This window comes from Veillonella absiana (assembly GCF_032970865.1).
GTDB lineage: Bacteria > Bacillota > Negativicutes > Veillonellales > Veillonellaceae > Veillonella > Veillonella absiana.
Genome location: NZ_JAWJZB010000003.1, coordinates 48,630 through 65,367, shown reverse-complemented (window position 1 = coordinate 65,367; position 16,738 = coordinate 48,630). Strand labels below are relative to the sequence as shown.

Below are 16,738 nucleotides of genomic sequence, written 5' to 3'. Positions count from 1 at the left end.
GAATACAAAAAAACTGTACACTCGTAGGAATTTAAATTTTAAAACAATCTACGCTTGTACAGCTTTTTATGTATTATTTTGTATTCGCCCATCGTTGGTTACGACGGCATGCTATTAGACCTTCCAAAACAACCTCAAAATGAGGAAATCTCATCGTATGATCCGCATATAAATCGGGTACTACCTTATAAGAAATTGTTACTTCATGAGTATCATAGTTATAATAAACCCCATGTAAATTGCTCATCGTAGTATATCCAGTTTTCGCTTGTTCAAGCGTTGGGATAGGTTGTGTTTTTAGGTTTTCTAATAAATCGCTAAGAAATCCTTCCTTACGGCCCTGATCTGCTAGCATTTCTTCCATAAAACTATCTAAACTATCCATCATATCTCCTATTAATGATTAGCCACGATCATCCAATAATAATTTATCATGGATAACACGAACAGCATCTTTTACCCGTTCTTCTGCCACTAAACAAGAAATACTAATTTCAGAAGTACTAATAATTTCTACATTAATGCCTTCTTGACCAAGAATATCAAACATTTGCGCCGCTACACCTGGCTGTCCAAGCATACCCGCACCAATGATGGATACTTTGGCCATTTTTTCATCAATGTTGATTTTTTCAATTTTGATAGAATTGCTTAAATTTTCCAACACTTCACGAGCAAGCACTACATCATCTAAAGCAACTGTAAAAATCAAATCAGTTGTAGCATCATCTTTAGATCTTATGCTTTGAACAATCATATCTACATCTACATTATTTTTAGCCAATGCCTTAAATACAGTGGCAGCAGTACCCGGCTTATTTTCAACACCTACTAATGCCACTTTCGCTGTGTTAGTATCATCAGCAACACCTGTAATTACACGTTTATTTGTTTCCACGGTATAATCCTCCCGAATAATAGTACCAGTATTGTTATTGAAAGTAGAGCGTACATGAATAGGAACATTATAACGGAATCCCATTTCTACCGCACGGGGCTGCATAACACCAGCACCAAGACGTGCCATCTCAAGCATTTCACCATAAGTAACTTCTTCTAATTTAAAAGCACCAGAAGCAACACGTGGATCCGTAGAATATACACCATCAACATCTGTGAATATTTCACAAACGTCAGCTTTCATGGCTCCCGCCAAAGCAACTGCAGTTGTATCAGAACCACCACGCCCTAATGTTGCCATATCACCATCTTCTGTGATGCCTTGGAATCCTGCAACAACTACGATATTACCATCATCTAAAGCTTCGAATACACGATTAGGATCTACACCAAGAATACGACCTTTGCCAAATGTATCACTACTATTGATACCCGCCTGCGCACCAGTCATGGAGATTGCTTTTTGACCGCGTTCTTGGAATGCCATTGCCATCAATGCAATAGTAACTTGTTCACCTGTACTCAACAATCTATCCATTTCTCGACCATATGGTTTAGATGTTACTTGCTTTGCTAATGCCACTAAATCATCAGTAGTGTCCCCCATTGCGGATACGACCACTACAATTTTATCGTCTGCATTACGTTCCCGTAATACACGATCTACAATGTTAAAAATCTTTACTGGTGTTGCTACAGAGCTACCACCAAATTTTTTCACGATTAAGGCCACAATTATCCCTCATTTACTCAAAGTTACTAAAAAAGAACATGAACATAATTTACCACAAACAACCCAGTATGTAAAGGGAGTCGGAAATATTTTCCACTACAGAAGTATATTTTTCTTTTCTAGACGGACTATTTTCCAAAATAAAAAGGCCGGCATACACCGACCTTTTAAAGTAATTACAATTATGCAACTACGATAGCTTTTTCTTCAGATTCCCACAAACCGTGGATGTTGCAGTAAGATACAGCAATCAATTTACCGGATTGTTTGAAGGAAGTTACAACAACTGCTTCTGCTTCAGAGTATACAGGGCCTTCGTTAGCGCCTGCAGGAGATTCACCATGTACGTTGAATTCAACAGCAGCTACTTCGTAAGGAAGTTGTGTACCTTCTGGAATGAAGTATAATTTAATCCAAGCAATATGATGTTCAGTAGTATTAGGATGTGCAATATCTTTGCCTACAGAAACTTCAATTTTTACTTTTTCGCCAGCAGCTACTTGAGCTGGAGCTTCGATAACTGGAACGTGTTTTTCACCTTTGAAATCGCCGGATTTGATGTAATTGTTAAGTGCCATTTGTAAACCCTCCTGAGGTTAATAAATATATGTTCTACTTAAAATAAACGTTTCTTAGAGGTCACTTGAACCTTATGACTATATTATACAAATCCGATATAGTTCTTGCAAGTACTTTTTCGATAACTTTAGATATATTAAAACTCTATCCCTTTTACAGCTTTAATTCCCTGTTGGTACGCGTGTTTAACTACCTTCATTTCTGTAACCGTATCAGCTAATTCAATTATTTCATCTTTTGCATATCGTCCAGATAAAATAACATGTAATCGTCTTGGTTTATTTTTTAGCATTGTAACTACATCATTAACATCAATTAGTTCATAATTTACGGCATTATTAATTTCATCCATAACGATTAAATCCCACTGATCAGAATTAACTTCATCAATAAGCATATGCCATGCCTCTTGGGCAGCATGTTTATGAACGGCCAAAGTTTCTGCTGTAACATCATTTTTTTTATAATATATAAAACCTTTACCCATAGACCGAATCTCAACGGAGTCGCCTAGTAATTCCAGCCCTTTTAATTCACCATAGCCGTTCCCACTCTTAATAAATTGTAAAATTAATACCTTTAATCCTTGACCAACAGCGCGTAATACTACACCAAGAGCTGCTGTCGTTTTACCTTTGCCATTCCCGGTATTAACTAAAATCAGGCCACGATCTTCCATATGGCACCTCCTACCCTTTTATATCTGTTTATATTATTAAATAAGAGGACCTATGTCATACAGTGGCACAACATAGGTCTATTAGATATGTATTCATACCTATATCAATGTATTATTTACTTTTTTTATATAAAATGCATCGATCAATAAAATGACGTGTCCCCTCATCAGTACCAGCAAAATTTAGATGCAAATAAGAGGCCAATACATTATCTGTAGCATAGCCACCTTCATAAGATTGTGGTTTCCGGCCCCCTTCTAGGTGAAAGGCCCATGGGAAGTTTTCAATATGAGGTTCCATAATAGAGAAATGGAATTCATGCCCTCTCAGGGATTCACCAACAGGTCCAAGCAATGTATCTCGTAATGCCGTAGCCGTTACGTAGCCTACCTTTTGTAAGGATTTTTGCATTACACAATCCGCCGGGACAAGGCCCACAGTATCATACGTTTCACCTTCAAAGCCTACAATGTGCTCACATAAATACATAAGCCCCCCACATTCAGCATAGATGGGCATTTTTTTATCATTAGCTGCTAAAATAGCCGATTTCATAGCCGTATTATCAGCTAATTGTTGAAGGAACATTTCCGGAAATCCACCACCAAATACAAGTCCATCTACATCTGGTAATGAACTATCTTTTAATGGACTAAAATAGACTAATTCTGCCCCTTGTTCTTCTAAGGCGGCTAAACTAGCCGGGTAATAGAAGGAAAAAGCCTCATCATAGGCTACACCGATTTTAGGTTTCCCCAGAGCTTCATCCCTAGCCATACTATCCACTGGACTATCTACTCTAGCTGTAGAATTATTTGTTACATCCACTATTGTATGTCCGTCTAATTCAATAGCTGATGCACTGCTAGCAATATCATGTAATTCATCCAAATTCACCATGCTATGCACGGCCTCACGAATAGCATCAATAGCCGTTGTAGGATCAAATTCAGTAACTGGTGTTAATCCTAAATGACGTTCTGGAGAACCCATACGGTCATCACGATGGATGGCACCAATAACAGGAACACCGATTTTAGCCATGCCTTCACGAACCATACGTTCATGATTGGCAGAGCCTAAACGATTTAAAATAACCCCACCAAAATTCACTTGTGGATCATATTCTCTGAACCCTAGTGCTATAGCAGCAGCGCTTTCACCCATAGCCTTGCAATCGATAACAAGAATAACAGGCGCGTTCAATTGTTTCGCAATCTCAGCCGTGCTACTAACCCCTTCACGACCACCATCATAGAGCCCCATAACTCCCTCTACAATAGCCATATCTGCATTTTCACACATGCGTGCGAAGAAAGGGTTCATTTTATGCGGTGGCACCAACCACGTATCTAAATTATAACTGTCACGGCCCGATGCAATTTTATGAAAGCCCGGATCAATATAATCCGGGCCTACTTTAAAGGATTGCACTGCGAGACCGCGCTCACGATAAGCTGCCAATAGGCCAGCTACTATTGTTGTCTTACCGACACCAGAATTAGTGCCCGCAATAACAACGCGTGGAATCTGTACAGTGTTCATATATTCTACCTCTTGTTAATATTATTGCATTCATGCTGCACTAGCCATCAAAGAAAATAGTAGTCAGATTTCCATGCAATTACCAAATGCATTCGCGATCTTTACGCTTTGCCAAAATAGTAGATAAATAATTTAATTTTGTATCAGATGGCATATTATCCAAGCCTCTGAACACCTCTTCATCAGGAAGACCAACACGGCTAATCATCACTGCGTCATCTGCCATATCATGTTTTTTCAATGTTTCTTGCACTTCATCAAAGTTTTTATATACTTTCATGATAACAGCATCATCGGCAACGGCAAGAACTGCATCAATTTTTTCTTTTGGTGCCGTAGCAGGCACGATAGCCAATACTTCTTCTTTTTCTACAATCGGGTACCCCAAGTGAGAGCCAATAGCACAGAATGCTGGCACACCAGGAATTGTTTCGATATCGTATCCCGTATTTTCGATGAGTCGATATACATACATGTAAGTACTGTAGAACATTGGATCCCCTAATGTTAGGAACACAACGTTTTTACCTTCTTCAAGGTAGGAAACAATGATATTTTTAGCTTCAATCCAAGCATCACTCAAGGTTTCTGCATGGAATACCATTGGGAATACTACAGGAACGATTTCAGTATGATCTTGAATGTATGGTTGCGCAATATTCAATGCTACAGAACCATCTTTCTTTTCAGTTTTAGGTGTGATAATGATGTCTGCTTCACCCACGAGACGTGCAGCTTTCACCGTCATTAATTCAGAATCCCCAGGACCTACTCCAATGCCGTATAATTTACCTTTCATGTATCTGTATGTATGACACCCCTGTCATACTACTCCTTTCAATATAACCTTTTATATAAATGAAAGTACTATGCACCCTGCACCACAGTACACTATAAAACCTATTTTACATGACCCTATCCATAGATACAGTAATGTAATTAATATATTATATTAATTTATCTAGTAATAACAACACAAAGTTATTTAATAGTAGGAATAGCTGGTCTATGTTTAGAACGTTTCCCATACTTATCATCAATCAAATCCTGTACATGTTGAGTAAACAAAGCTTGTACAGATTTGTATTCCCCCAGCCCTTGACGCATAGCCTCTACTTCATAGCCGGCCCCGCGTAATTCATTAATAACACTATCCTCCTCATCTCCAAAGAGATCATTTTGTGCATGATCCCCCATAACGAGTAACAGTGGATGTATGTAAATTTTATTAGGTCGCTTCCCATCAAGCCATTCCCAAGGCATCGCAACATCCTCTACGTACGGATAATTCTCCAAAACACCTACACGTACATTCGTATGCCCCAATCGGATCAATTGAAACTGTAAATTACCATATGAGGAATTACCAGAGCTCAATCCACCATGCCCTACGAGCAACAAACCATCATCTTTCGAAATATTTAGTGGTTCAATACATTCCTTAATAAAGATTTCATAATCGTTTGGATGTTCTTCTTGCCCCATGTAATATACTAGAGGTCGACCAACGCGTAATGTTTTAAGTTGACCAGCCCCTTCATGAGATAAAATATTATTTTTTAATTTATCGAACTCTTCGCCACCAGTAAAATGCAATGGTTGTACATAAATATGTTCATAACCAGCTTCAATGAGTTGTTCCAAGGCACCTTCCTCTGTAGGAATTGTCACACCTTGTTCACGTAAGCGTTTTACAATAATACGCGAAGAAAACGCCAATGATACATCATAAGATGGGAATTGTTGTTGAATATATGCAACAACAGAGTCGATATTATGTTGTCTTGCCTCTGCCACTGTGGTGCCAAATGCTACAACCAATATAGCTTGCTTCATGTATATCTCCTAAAAATAACAATAAGTTCACAAAACGCTACGTAAATAATCATACCATATTATAAGCGTTATGCGTATACTAATGATAACTTTTATGAAAGTATGAAAGATTTTCATAAAACTACAGTCAAATGATAGTGGTAACATCTATTTACTTGAAATTATCATGTACAAAACAAAAGCTCTTTCTCCCCTTTAACAGGAATAAAGAGCTTTTATAACCCATATATGATATAGACGTTAACATACACTGGAGATATTTACCTATTTATAACTATATAGATTCGAAAGTATCTATTGGATTTTATGTTTAAGAAATCATACCTTGTAAACCCATACCACCGTCACGAGTCTCCATAACTCTATTATTTGATGTTCTCATAGATTCTTTGTTGGATATACGTTTACGATCAGATAATCGAATAGCTTGACCTAGATGTTTTAAAAACAAGTTTTGAATATATGGATTTTCACCTAAACCTTCATTCCAAATAGATACAGAATAACCTGCCTCAGCTAACAAAGCATAAATAGAATCAGATCGATCCCCGCCTAGATAATCCATTAAATGGGCTGAACCGATCAATGCCAATGGTACTACCAAAATATCTTTATGACCAATTTGATTCACTAATTGCAACGCTTGTTTAAATGTAGGAAAACCATTTGTTGTAAATACGGCTACATTAGAACCTATGCCATACATAGCTTTCAATTGCAATGTACTAAATTCCAACTGGTTTTGACCATTGGCCATTAATAATACTGTTTTATTTAAAGCTTTTGTATTCACATGACGTAATATGCTTTCAATAGTCGCTTCATAATCATCAGCATAATTTTTAACACCTAAAGACGTTAGCAAAGGTTTACCTACATTAATTTGAGTAAATCGAAACTCACGACTATGAACATATTTCATGACTTGCTTGCGCAATTGTTGGTAGCATTGATCTGCCACCAATGTAATTGGTTGAATATAAACCTCATCCACCTGTAATGCTTCTAATTCTTTCAATGCTTGTGGTAAGGATAAAATCTTTTCATCATATTTTTCATTCCACTTTTCCACTAATGCATCTGACAAGAATACTCTACGCACAAAGGCATCACCATATACGTTACGAACAGCGGACTCTATAGAGCCAATAGATTTTTCTACAGCATCTTGATACACCGACCCAAAAGATGCGATGATAATTCCTTTTTTAGACATATATAACCTCCATACAAAATGACTTCATTTACGTCACAACAACTGCGTTTAACAATTAGTATGCCTCAAAATTACAACATATGATTTTCTTGACTAATTCATTTATGTACGCGTTGTTATTAAATGAAAACTATTATCAACTACTATGGGATTATATTACATTATTTTTTAATAATGGTCAATGAGAAAAACTATCAAATATTTTATTGCTATTATTTAGAAAATAATATATAGCTAAAATTCATAGGTATCCTAAAAATATTCATTAAACTTAACTACATAGGTTCTATCTAAAATTTACACATTAATGGGCATGCACAGTCTATACCCCAACCAGTATAGGATTTATTGACACTATTTCCTGCTTCTGCTAGCATGAACCTTAGATTGAATCATAATTATAGAACTACTTATTAATAAGGGAGCGTGTTTTCTATGAACAACTTGTCTAAAAAATTATTTTCTACAATGCTAGGGGCTACTGCGCTGATTGCTGTGGGCACAACTATTCCTGTACAGGCAGCCTACCAATTAAACTCTGAAGTAACAACAGCAACACCAGCTCTAAAAGAAGCATCTGAAATTGGTGTTCGTACACATGAAACTGCAGCGCTTCAACAATTGGAAAATAAAGATGCTATCGTAGTAACTAGTTTTGGTACCACCTTCAAGGATACGCGAGCTAAAACAATTGATGCTACCATAGCAGCAATTCAAAAAGCACATCCAAACACTAAAATTGTTACTGCTTTCACATCCCACATCATCATTGATCGCATCAAAGCTAATGAAGGCATTTCCTACCCTACGCCTGAAGAAGCATTAACACAGTTAAAAGCTGATGGTTATACACGTGTAGCTATGACATCCCTCAATGTGATTCCAGGAATGGAATACAAATATAGTACAGCTGTATATAACGAATACAAAAATAATTTCAAAAAAATGACTTTGGCTACACCTCTCATATATTGGATGGGCCAAGAAGGTCAAGTTGACCAAGTCACTGAAACCATGCAAGCATTGACAACACAAATGCCTAAGGTTGGTGCACAAGATGCTATATTGATTATGGCCCATGGTACGCCGGATCCATCCAATGCGTATTATGCAGTAATGCAAGATCGTATCGATAGTTTAGGCTTAAATAATACATATATCTATACTGTTGAAGGCACACCAAACCTTGAGCAAGTCATCCCTCAATTAAAAGCAAAGGGCATCAACCATGTAACATTAATGCCTCTTATGATGGTTGCTGGTGACCATGCTAATAATGATATGGCCGGCGACGAAGAAGATTCTCATAAATCAATTTTGACAAAAGAAGGTTTCAAAGTAGATACCTATATCCATGGTATTGGTGAAAATGCAGCGATTCAAAACATCTTTGTAGAACGCGCCAACGAAGCATTTGATGCTTTGCAAAAGTAATAAGAACTTTCTATTGAAATAGTATTATTTATTTCTACACCTGGGGACTTAGAAATAATTCTTGTCATCCCCTATCAAAGCTTTTACAATAATAGATAGAAACTCTGAAGTGCGTGTTCCTAGAATACGCACTTCTCTCGTATACATAACAGGGCTGTTGTTTTATCTATATTTATATTAGAAAGGCAAGTAATTATGAAATCAAATCGACTCAGTCTCATTGTTTTATTATGTGCAACGCTATTTATGACCCTCTTCCTTGCTGGATGTGGTAAAGAAGATGCAACAAAAAACGGTACCACTAAAACAGTGACCTACGAAGGGCAAAATTATACTGTCCCCGCAAATCCACAACGAATTGCCGTCCTATCTAACTCAGTGCTCTATCTCTTGGATGCTACTGGTGGCACGGCTATCGCCCGTGTTAACACAAACGATAAATTACCAGAAAAATTAGAGGCTCTTCCTGCACTTGGTCAAACTGCCAATATTAATATGGAGTCTTTACTTGGTTTAAAACCAGATTTAGTATTAGGTCTAGATTCACAACACAGCAAATATAAAGATCAGCTCAATAGCAATCATATTCCCTATATTTTAATTAATTATGATGGTGTAAATGACAATATACCTTTAATGACATTACTTGGGGATATCACGAATCACTCAGATCAAGCAAAACAACAAATAGAAACCTACACAAAAAAGGTTGATACTGTAAAAGCTGCCATCAAAACTATAAATCCTGCAAAAGTTGCTGTATTGCGCGCCACTGGTAAAGGTGTCACAGCAGAAACAAACTTAGCCATAACTGCTGGCATGGTAAAAGATCTAGGGATGAACAATGTAGTACTTACCCATTTATCAGATACCACAAAAGATAAAACAGTTCCCTACTCTCTCGAAACCTTGACACAAGATAATCCAGATATTATTTTTATCGTAACTATGGGCAAGGAAGAAGACATTACAAAAGCTATGGAAAAAGATATGACCTCAAATCCAGCATGGAACCATCTCAAAGCAGTGCAGAACAACAAGGTCATTTATCTACCTTCTAAATTATTCTTGCTTAACCCAGGATTGCAAACACCTGAGGCCATGGCACGTTTAGTACAAGATGCGTATGGCATAACAGTAGATTTAAAGTAAAACTCACCATATAATAAAGTAAAACGGCGATAGTCCTAGTTTTCACACTAGGACTATCGCCGTTTATTATATTCAACTATTGTACTGCACGACTTTTTCTAAATTGCATAATCAAGCTCACCACAAGTGCTGTTCCTAATAATGCAGCATACACATATAAAGTAGATGCATATCCATTGGACTGCTCTTTTAATACAGAGATTAAGTAAGGCCCCGCTAAACCAGCCATAGCCCAAGCGGTTAAGACTTTACCATGAATATTACTCAAGGATTTTGTACCAAATAAATCTGCCAGATATGCTGGTAAACAAGAGAATCCACCACCATAACAAGAAATAATCACTAAGAACAAAGCTTGGAATAAAAATTCAGTAGTCGTATCGGCAAGCATAATACATGCTACAATTTCCAAAATAAAGAAAGCGATATATGTAAAACCTCGACCAATATAATCAGAAATTGAGGCCCATACGAGTCGGCCTGCACCATTTACTAGGCCGATAATACCTACCATTGTAGCAGCTCGTTCTGGAGATAACCCTACAACTTCTTGTGCCATTGGAGAGGCTACACTGAGAAGGCCTATACCACAAGTAATATTGATAAATAACATCCACCATAAACTATAGAAAGGCTTTGTTTTCATAGCTTCAGGCGCTGAAAATTGACGTTGTGCTGCCAGAGATTTGATTTTTTCTAGTTTTTTACTATCCTTTTCAGATTCACTTTTATTAGCTTTCAAAGCTTCTTGTACCGCAACATCACCATCTGTCGGAGCTTTTAAATAAAAAGCAGAACCAATCATAACGATAAGATAGCTAAGGCCCATAATAATAAAAGTATTTACTAATCCCACATTAGTATTTAAAAATTGTATGGCTGGTCCCGCCACCAATGCGGCAAAACCGAAACCCATGATTGCCATACCTGTTGCAAAACCACGATTATGAGGGAACCATTTAATGAGCGTTGACACTGGTGTAATATACCCTACACCCAGTCCTACGCCGCCAATTACACCATATGATAAATACATAAGCCATATATTATTAATATAAATGGAGAGTCCTGTTCCTAATAATCCAAGAGAGAAACATGCCGCAGATAGTATACCTGATTTTGTAGGACCAGATTGTTCTACAAAGCTACCAAAGAATGCCGCAGACATTCCAAGGAAAAAAATAGCCAAAGAAAATGTAAATTGCACTGATGCCAACGTAGCACCTGTGGCCGCAATAATTGGTTTAACAAACACGCTCCATGCATATACACTACCTACAGAAATATGGATCCCTACTGCACTTGCAGCAATGCCCCAACGATTTCGTTTCATTCAAGCCTCCTGAAATAAAAAACGCCAACAATCTAGGCGTTTGCCCAGACGGTCGGCGTATCTTCATATGTGCAGCCTGTAGTCAATTCTACAAATCCGTCAGCCTCACATATTGCGTTTCTATTTGTATTTATTGTAGCAATGAAAAAATATGGTGTCAATGACTTTATTGATAAATCTCAATGTGAAATTAATCACATAAGCCTTTAATCTTCACATATACATGTTCATCCACTGTCTCAATTGTAGACCTCACATAAAAAATATCATGCAACAGTGATTCTGTAATTACCTCTTGAGCACTACCTGTGGTCACTAATCGCCCCTCTTGCATCACACCGATGTGATGGGAATATTGGGCCGCCAAATTGAGTTCATGTAGTACCATCAGCACCGTAAGACCTTTCGTCTCATTCAATCGTTTCAGTAATTCCATGATTTCAAATTGATGGTTAATATCTAGATATGTCGTTGGCTCATCTAATACAAGTAATTGCGGTTGTTGTGCTAATGCCATAGCAATCCACACGCGTTGCCGTTCACCACCAGATAGAGATGGTATGAGTTGTTCACGAAGATGACTTGTCTTTGTAATCTCTAATGCTTCATCAACAGCGAGACGATCTTCCTGGGCTGTATTCTTCCACCACGCTTGGTAAGGGAAACGACCACAATATACGAGCTCCTCTACGGTCATGTCCCGTGGCATATCTGGCACCTGCGGTAGAAATGCCATATATTGTGCCAGGGACTTGTTCGTATAGGACGATAATGGTTCATTTTGAATGTAAATGGAACCTTCTGAGATTGTATTATGACCAATCATAGCCTTTAACAAAGTACTCTTGCCACAACCATTGGGGCCGATGAGTGTAGTGATCTGCCCGCTCGGCACGGACCAGGTGATATCCTTCAACACTTGTTTCGGACCAAAAGAAAGGAACACATGATCCACTAAAATAGCAGCAGTATTATTTGTATACTCACCTTTATCCTGTTTTGTTTGAGGAATAGTTGGTGCTTTCACAGTATCCATATCAATCCCTCCTCAACAAGTACAAGAAGAACGGCGCCCCAAAGAAGGCCATGATGATGCCCACAGGAATTTCAATAGGGCTGAGCATGACGCGCCCCACTGTATCGCTCACGACGAGGACGATAGCGCCCAATAGAGCGGAACTAGGCAATAAATAGGCGTAATCGTTACCGATTAATAGGCGCACAATATGTGGCACCACGAGCCCTACAAAGCCGATGAGCCCCGCAATACTAACAGCGCCCGCCGCTAACAAGGCCGCTACAGCGGTCATCATGAACCGTGTTTGTTCTACAGGCAGACCAAGGCCCTTCGCTGTTTCGTCACCAAGGCTCAAAATCGTCAATCGACGAGCCCCTAAAAAGGCGAGGAATAGTCCCACTGCCGTGTATGGGAACAGCACGTATACCTGCGGCCAACTACGCGCCGCCAGTCCCCCTACCATCCAAAGCAAGGCACCTTGCACTCGATCCCCATAGAATACGAGGAGTGCAGAAATACCGGAGCCTAAAAAAGCGGCTACAGCAACACCGGCCAAAATGATACGGCTCGGTCTCACCCCATTTTTCCAAGCCAGTGCATAGACCATTAATGCCGCTGCCATGGCTCCGAAAAAGGCAAAGCCCGGCACGAGATAATCATAGCCAGGGAACAAAATCAAAATAATAACCCCAGCGAGGCCCGCCCCAGAGGAAACACCTACAATTTGTGGATCCGCCAATGGATTTTTCATAACGGCCTGTAATATAGCACCTGATACAGCTAGGCTTGCCCCTACCAAGGAGGCCACGATATTACGAGGCAATCGAATATTCCAAATGACCATGTCCTGTGTATCCTGCAATTGGCTAGCCCATAATGTATGCCAGATTTTTGACAATGTAATATCGGCTGAGCCAAATACGAGAGATATAATCATAGCTCCTGCTAGTAACACCAGCAGGAGCATCATAAAGGACATACGAAAAGCTTTTCTTCCAGTAGCTTCTTTCATGTCTATCACTCTTTTATTTACTTTCTTTACCTTCAACTTGAAGCATATCGTTGCGTTTTACACCAGTGTATAACAAGGCATTACATACGGAAGCAGCGATGGGGCTACCACCTTTATTACCTTCTACTGTGATGTATGGCACTGGGGATACTTCAGTTAAATATTCTTTGGATTCCGCAGCGCCTACAAAGCCTACTGGAATACCGATAATTAACGCAGGTTTTACACCTTCTTCAAGAGCCAAACGCAATACTTCGTATAACGCAGTTGGTGCATTACCGATGGCTACGATTTGACCTTCTAGTTGTTTACCGAATGTGCGCATAGCTGCGATAGAACGAGTAACACCCAATTTTTTCGCGAGTTTTGCTACGCCTTCGTCTTTGATCAAGCAATGTACTTCGCTATTGTGCAAAGCCAATGCTGGTTTACTGATACCAGTGCGCACCATTTCTACGTCAGTGTAGATATGGGCACCATTGTTCAATGCATCAATACCATGTTGTACAGCGTTAGGACTCATGCGAACAAGTTTAGCGTATTCCACGTCACCAGAGGCATGAATCGTGCGGGATACCACACGAATTTCGTCTTCTGTTAAACCTAAATCTTTTACGTAGTCGTAAATGATTTCCATACTTTTATCTTCAATTGCTTTTGGATTTTTAACGAACTCCATGTAGTTCTTCCTCCCATAAGGTATAAAATTCTTCCACCGATGAAATCTGTGGACCGTTAATGGTAACACGTGGACGGTCAATGACCACAATATGGATACCTAAATCCATAGCCGCCTGTAATTTAGTATCTGCACCGCCTACGAGGCCAGAGTTTTTCATTACCACTACAGATGCTGCCGTATCCTTGAACATGATTTTATTCATATCATAGGAAAATGGACCTTGCATACCGATGATGTATTTAGGACTCACAGCAAGATCCTCCATCATTTGTAATACTTCTGCAGTTGGTAACACGCGAGTCCAAACCTGACAATCTTGGAGTACCTCAGCCTTGGCAAAAATATGCATCGTCTTGCTCCCCGTTGTAAGGTATACACGACTATTTTCATCATGAGCTAACTTACCGGCTAATGCAGCCGCCGTTACCTCATCTTGTACGACATGTAATTTGTCATACTTTGGTAATGGTACCTCCTTACGTTCAAAACGAACGAAAGGAATGTCCATTTTCTTAGCCGCCTCTTGTGCCGTAGCCGTTACGATAGCTGCATAGGGATGGCTCGCATCGATGAGTAAACGGATGTTGTTATCTTGAATGAGGTCACACATGGCACTTTCATCAAGGCGCCCTGTATGAACGGTAATGCCAGGATGCTCGGCCAATTGTGCGCCGTATTGGCTCACGACAGATACGAGGACCTCCTCACCGGAGTGTTCCTGCACGCGGGCCGCTAAATTACGACCATCTAGCGTTCCTGCAATGACCCAAATCATAATTTATAGCCACGTGGTGTAATCATACGACCATTTTCCACGTATGTTTGGCTATTACCGATGATAACCAATGTTTGCATATCTACTTCTTCTTTTGTGAAGTTTTCAAGATCAGAAATCACCATATGCTGTCCAGGACGACCTGCTTTTTGTACGATACCTACAGGTGTTTTAGGATCGCGGTGTTTCAATACGATTTCTCGAACTTCATCAAGATGAGTCACACGTTTTTTACTGCGTGGATTGTACAAGGAAATAACCATATCCCCTTCTGCGCAAAGGTCAGCACGTTTTTTAATCAAATCCCAAGGTGTCATCAAGTCACTCAAGCTGATCACTGCAAAATCATGCATCAATGGAGCACCTAGTACAGATGCAGCCACGTTTACCGCACTCAATCCAGGTACGATATCAACGGATGGGCGATTGTCAGCTGGGACTTTATTAGCCAATTCCAATACTAGACCCGCCATACCGTAGATACCGGAATCACCAGAGGATACTACCACAACTTGGTGACCAGCTACGGCCAAATCAACGGCTTGTTGGCAACGATCTACTTCTTGCATCATCGCAGTGCCTACAGTTTCTTTGCCTTCAATAAGGTCTTTAATTAAATCAAGATATGTCAAATACCCAACCACACGATCTGCACCGAGAATGGCTTCACGAGCTCGTGGTGTCATAAATTCTTCATCACCAGGGCCAATGCCGATTACTTTGATGTTACCAGTGCAATGGCTACCGTTGTTTTGGGATAAATTGTTTTCTTCTGCAATAATGTTTGGCTCTTGGCCGCTAGTAACGCTGTTGTCTCGCATACGTTTCCTACTCCTATAGTTTGTTTAACAAAATTAGATTCTTGTAATTCTTCTTGTTCTATGTAAGGGGCCATTTCCTCTTGTGTGTAAAATGTAATAGGCCACGCTAATGTCTGCATCGCTGTGAGCAAACCTTGTTCGTCCGCCTTGACGATAACAGATGCGGCGCTATGACAGCTCTTTGGTGAAAGCTGCTGGTCCGCCAATGATTGGGTCACTGCATGTAAAATAAGTTCCTCTGGTGCATCACGGCGACAACCAATGCCTACCGTATACGTTTGGGGACGTAATACCAATGTATTGGCCCCTACGGGCACTACCTTGTCGGTAATAAGAACACAGGGTGCATCATCCAATAAGAATGACACACGGTTCGTATCAATGTCTGTAGCATGAATATGAATAGTCACTGGATCAATGACCTCTACAGGCACCGTACCGTGAACATGTGCTAGTGCTGCTTGTTCGAACTCAGCTACACGAACGAGGGTACTATCAATATAGTATGGCACGGTTTGGCCTGCTACGATGGCTGCATTGACGTTAATTAATGCCTTGAAATCATCCACCTGGAATTGACATTGACGCGCCAATACATCAGGGGCTGGTAGACCATTTACGTCGGTAGCCGTCGTGATCACAGGATGCGCATCAACGGCAAGACCTATCATAGAGGTCCATTCATTGGCACCACCCAAATGACCTGATAGTAAACTAATTACATTATGACCCGCCTCATCCATTACAACGATGGCCGGATCCTCCGATTTATGGACAATATAGGGCGCAATCATACGCACCACAATGCCTACGGCCATAATACAGAGTACACGATCATAGGTTTTAAATACATCGCCTATGATATCTTTCATAGAGGAAAATGTAATGTCCTCGTGTCCAGATGTTTTGCCTTCTTTTTCAAAGCAAATCGCATCGGGCGCGATAGAGTGTTTTACACGTTGACCTAAACGAGCACCTTTCATAGTGACAGAAATAATTGCTGTCTTCATGTGTGCTCCTTT

The 16,738-nt window shown here is 39.7% G+C and carries 17 protein-coding genes and 1 riboswitch; of the genes, 2 read left to right on the top strand and 15 right to left on the bottom strand.

Going from position 1 to position 16,738, the window contains the following annotated elements; genetic code table 11:
• Window positions 1-73: 73 nt before the first annotated feature.
• The 8 genes from RVY80_RS03020 to RVY80_RS02985 all read right to left on the bottom strand — a co-directional run bounded on the left by RVY80_RS03020 (window position 74) and on the right by RVY80_RS02985 (window position 7,489).
• The gene (locus tag RVY80_RS03020) at window positions 74-385 is read right to left on the bottom strand and encodes a hypothetical protein (RefSeq protein ID WP_295188573.1); all 312 of its coding nucleotides are present in this window, start codon (window positions 383-385) and stop codon (window positions 74-76) included.
• An 18-nt stretch (window positions 386-403) separates the two neighbouring features.
• Window positions 404-1,633, bottom strand: coding sequence for an aspartate kinase (locus RVY80_RS03015; protein ID WP_317329646.1), 1,230 nt, complete (start codon window positions 1,631-1,633; stop codon window positions 404-406).
• A 182-nt stretch (window positions 1,634-1,815) separates the two neighbouring features.
• Window positions 1,816-2,211, bottom strand: coding sequence for a class II SORL domain-containing protein (locus RVY80_RS03010; RefSeq protein WP_317329644.1), 396 nt, complete (start codon window positions 2,209-2,211; stop codon window positions 1,816-1,818).
• 137 nt (window positions 2,212-2,348) lie between these two features.
• Window positions 2,349-2,891: a cob(I)yrinic acid a,c-diamide adenosyltransferase gene (gene cobO, locus RVY80_RS03005; RefSeq protein ID WP_317329642.1), complete on the bottom strand. Its 543-nt coding sequence runs from the start codon at window positions 2,889-2,891 to the stop codon at window positions 2,349-2,351.
• A 112-nt stretch (window positions 2,892-3,003) separates the two neighbouring features.
• Window positions 3,004-4,437: a cobyrinate a,c-diamide synthase gene (locus RVY80_RS03000; RefSeq protein WP_295188562.1), complete on the bottom strand. Its 1,434-nt coding sequence runs from the start codon at window positions 4,435-4,437 to the stop codon at window positions 3,004-3,006.
• 79 nt (window positions 4,438-4,516) lie between these two features.
• Entirely contained in the window at window positions 4,517-5,236 is a 720-nt protein-coding gene (gene cobI / locus RVY80_RS02995) for a precorrin-2 C(20)-methyltransferase (RefSeq protein ID WP_295192665.1), read from the bottom strand.
• 182 nt (window positions 5,237-5,418) lie between these two features.
• Window positions 5,419-6,273, bottom strand: a complete 855-nt coding sequence (locus tag RVY80_RS02990; protein ID WP_317329640.1) for a sirohydrochlorin cobaltochelatase — start codon at window positions 6,271-6,273, stop codon at window positions 5,419-5,421.
• A 310-nt stretch (window positions 6,274-6,583) separates the two neighbouring features.
• Window positions 6,584-7,489, bottom strand: a complete 906-nt coding sequence (locus tag RVY80_RS02985) for a sirohydrochlorin cobaltochelatase (RefSeq protein WP_317329638.1) — start codon at window positions 7,487-7,489, stop codon at window positions 6,584-6,586.
• A 435-nt stretch (window positions 7,490-7,924) separates the two neighbouring features.
• Here RVY80_RS02985 and RVY80_RS02980 point away from each other — a divergent pair, with 435 nt between their 5' ends.
• Both RVY80_RS02980 and RVY80_RS02975 read left to right on the top strand, forming a co-directional pair.
• On the top strand, window positions 7,925-8,923 hold the full coding sequence (locus tag RVY80_RS02980; protein ID WP_399416900.1) for a sirohydrochlorin cobaltochelatase: 999 nt from the start codon (window positions 7,925-7,927) through the stop codon (window positions 8,921-8,923).
• 195 nt (window positions 8,924-9,118) lie between these two features.
• Entirely contained in the window at window positions 9,119-10,075 is a 957-nt protein-coding gene (locus tag RVY80_RS02975; protein WP_317329635.1) for an ABC transporter substrate-binding protein, read from the top strand.
• Between the two features lie 76 nt (window positions 10,076-10,151).
• On the opposite strand, the gene RVY80_RS02970 is transcribed toward RVY80_RS02975, so the two are convergent.
• The 7 genes from RVY80_RS02970 to RVY80_RS02940 form a co-directional block, all read right to left on the bottom strand.
• Window positions 10,152-11,408, bottom strand: coding sequence for an L-lactate MFS transporter (locus RVY80_RS02970; RefSeq protein WP_317329633.1), 1,257 nt, complete (start codon window positions 11,406-11,408; stop codon window positions 10,152-10,154).
• Between the two features lie 35 nt (window positions 11,409-11,443).
• A riboswitch (ZMP/ZTP riboswitch) is annotated at window positions 11,444-11,525 on the bottom strand.
• Window positions 11,526-11,598: 73 nt separating this feature from the next.
• A complete protein-coding gene (locus RVY80_RS02965; protein WP_317329631.1) occupies window positions 11,599-12,444 on the bottom strand; it encodes an ABC transporter ATP-binding protein in 846 nt (281 codons plus the stop codon).
• A 1-nt stretch (window position 12,445) separates the two neighbouring features.
• Window positions 12,446-13,438: a FecCD family ABC transporter permease gene (locus RVY80_RS02960; protein WP_295192675.1), complete on the bottom strand. Its 993-nt coding sequence runs from the start codon at window positions 13,436-13,438 to the stop codon at window positions 12,446-12,448.
• A gap of 13 nt (window positions 13,439-13,451) precedes the next feature.
• Window positions 13,452-14,117, bottom strand: a complete 666-nt coding sequence (locus RVY80_RS02955; RefSeq protein WP_317329629.1) for a precorrin-8X methylmutase — start codon at window positions 14,115-14,117, stop codon at window positions 13,452-13,454.
• The gene (gene cobK / locus RVY80_RS02950; RefSeq protein ID WP_295192678.1) at window positions 14,104-14,895 is read right to left on the bottom strand and encodes a precorrin-6A reductase; all 792 of its coding nucleotides are present in this window, start codon (window positions 14,893-14,895) and stop codon (window positions 14,104-14,106) included. The genes RVY80_RS02955 and cobK overlap by 14 nt, the downstream gene beginning before the upstream one ends.
• The gene (cobJ, locus tag RVY80_RS02945) at window positions 14,892-15,581 is read right to left on the bottom strand and encodes a precorrin-3B C(17)-methyltransferase (RefSeq protein ID WP_295188655.1); all 690 of its coding nucleotides are present in this window, start codon (window positions 15,579-15,581) and stop codon (window positions 14,892-14,894) included. The genes cobK and cobJ overlap by 4 nt, the downstream gene beginning before the upstream one ends.
• A gap of 29 nt (window positions 15,582-15,610) precedes the next feature.
• Window positions 15,611-16,726 carry a cobalt-precorrin 5A hydrolase gene (locus RVY80_RS02940; protein ID WP_317329625.1) on the bottom strand — a complete coding sequence of 372 codons (1,116 nt, stop codon included), beginning with the start codon at window positions 16,724-16,726 and terminating at the stop codon, window positions 15,611-15,613.
• Window positions 16,727-16,738 lie beyond the last annotated feature (12 nt).

Bases quoted from the DNA above. Each gene is read 5' to 3' on its own strand.
- cobI (WP_295192665.1), bottom strand. From the start codon at position 5,236: ATGAAAGGTAAATTATACGGCATTGGAGTAGGTCCTGGGGATTCTGAA.
- RVY80_RS03000 (WP_295188562.1), bottom strand. From the start codon at position 4,437: ATGAACACTGTACAGATTCCACGCGTTGTTATTGCGGGCACTAATTCT.
- RVY80_RS03020 (WP_295188573.1), bottom strand. From the start codon at position 385: ATGGATAGTTTAGATAGTTTTATGGAAGAAATGCTAGCAGATCAGGGC.
- RVY80_RS02965 (WP_317329631.1), bottom strand. From the start codon at position 12,444: ATGGATACTGTGAAAGCACCAACTATTCCTCAAACAAAACAGGATAAA.
- RVY80_RS02985 (WP_317329638.1), bottom strand. From the start codon at position 7,489: ATGTCTAAAAAAGGAATTATCATCGCATCTTTTGGGTCGGTGTATCAA.
- RVY80_RS02975 (WP_317329635.1), top strand. From the start codon at position 9,119: ATGAAATCAAATCGACTCAGTCTCATTGTTTTATTATGTGCAACGCTA.
- cobK (WP_295192678.1), bottom strand. From the start codon at position 14,895: ATGATTTGGGTCATTGCAGGAACGCTAGATGGTCGTAATTTAGCGGCC.
- RVY80_RS02990 (WP_317329640.1), bottom strand. From the start codon at position 6,273: ATGAAGCAAGCTATATTGGTTGTAGCATTTGGCACCACAGTGGCAGAG.
- cobJ (WP_295188655.1), bottom strand. From the start codon at position 15,581: ATGACACCACGAGCTCGTGAAGCCATTCTCGGTGCAGATCGTGTGGTT.
- RVY80_RS02970 (WP_317329633.1), bottom strand. From the start codon at position 11,408: ATGAAACGAAATCGTTGGGGCATTGCTGCAAGTGCAGTAGGGATCCAT.
- cobO (WP_317329642.1), bottom strand. From the start codon at position 2,891: ATGGAAGATCGTGGCCTGATTTTAGTTAATACCGGGAATGGCAAAGGT.
- RVY80_RS02940 (WP_317329625.1), bottom strand. From the start codon at position 16,726: ATGAAGACAGCAATTATTTCTGTCACTATGAAAGGTGCTCGTTTAGGT.
- RVY80_RS03010 (WP_317329644.1), bottom strand. From the start codon at position 2,211: ATGGCACTTAACAATTACATCAAATCCGGCGATTTCAAAGGTGAAAAA.
- RVY80_RS02955 (WP_317329629.1), bottom strand. From the start codon at position 14,117: ATGGAGTTCGTTAAAAATCCAAAAGCAATTGAAGATAAAAGTATGGAA.
- RVY80_RS02980 (WP_399416900.1), top strand. From the start codon at position 7,925: ATGAACAACTTGTCTAAAAAATTATTTTCTACAATGCTAGGGGCTACT.
- RVY80_RS02960 (WP_295192675.1), bottom strand. From the start codon at position 13,438: ATGAAAGAAGCTACTGGAAGAAAAGCTTTTCGTATGTCCTTTATGATG.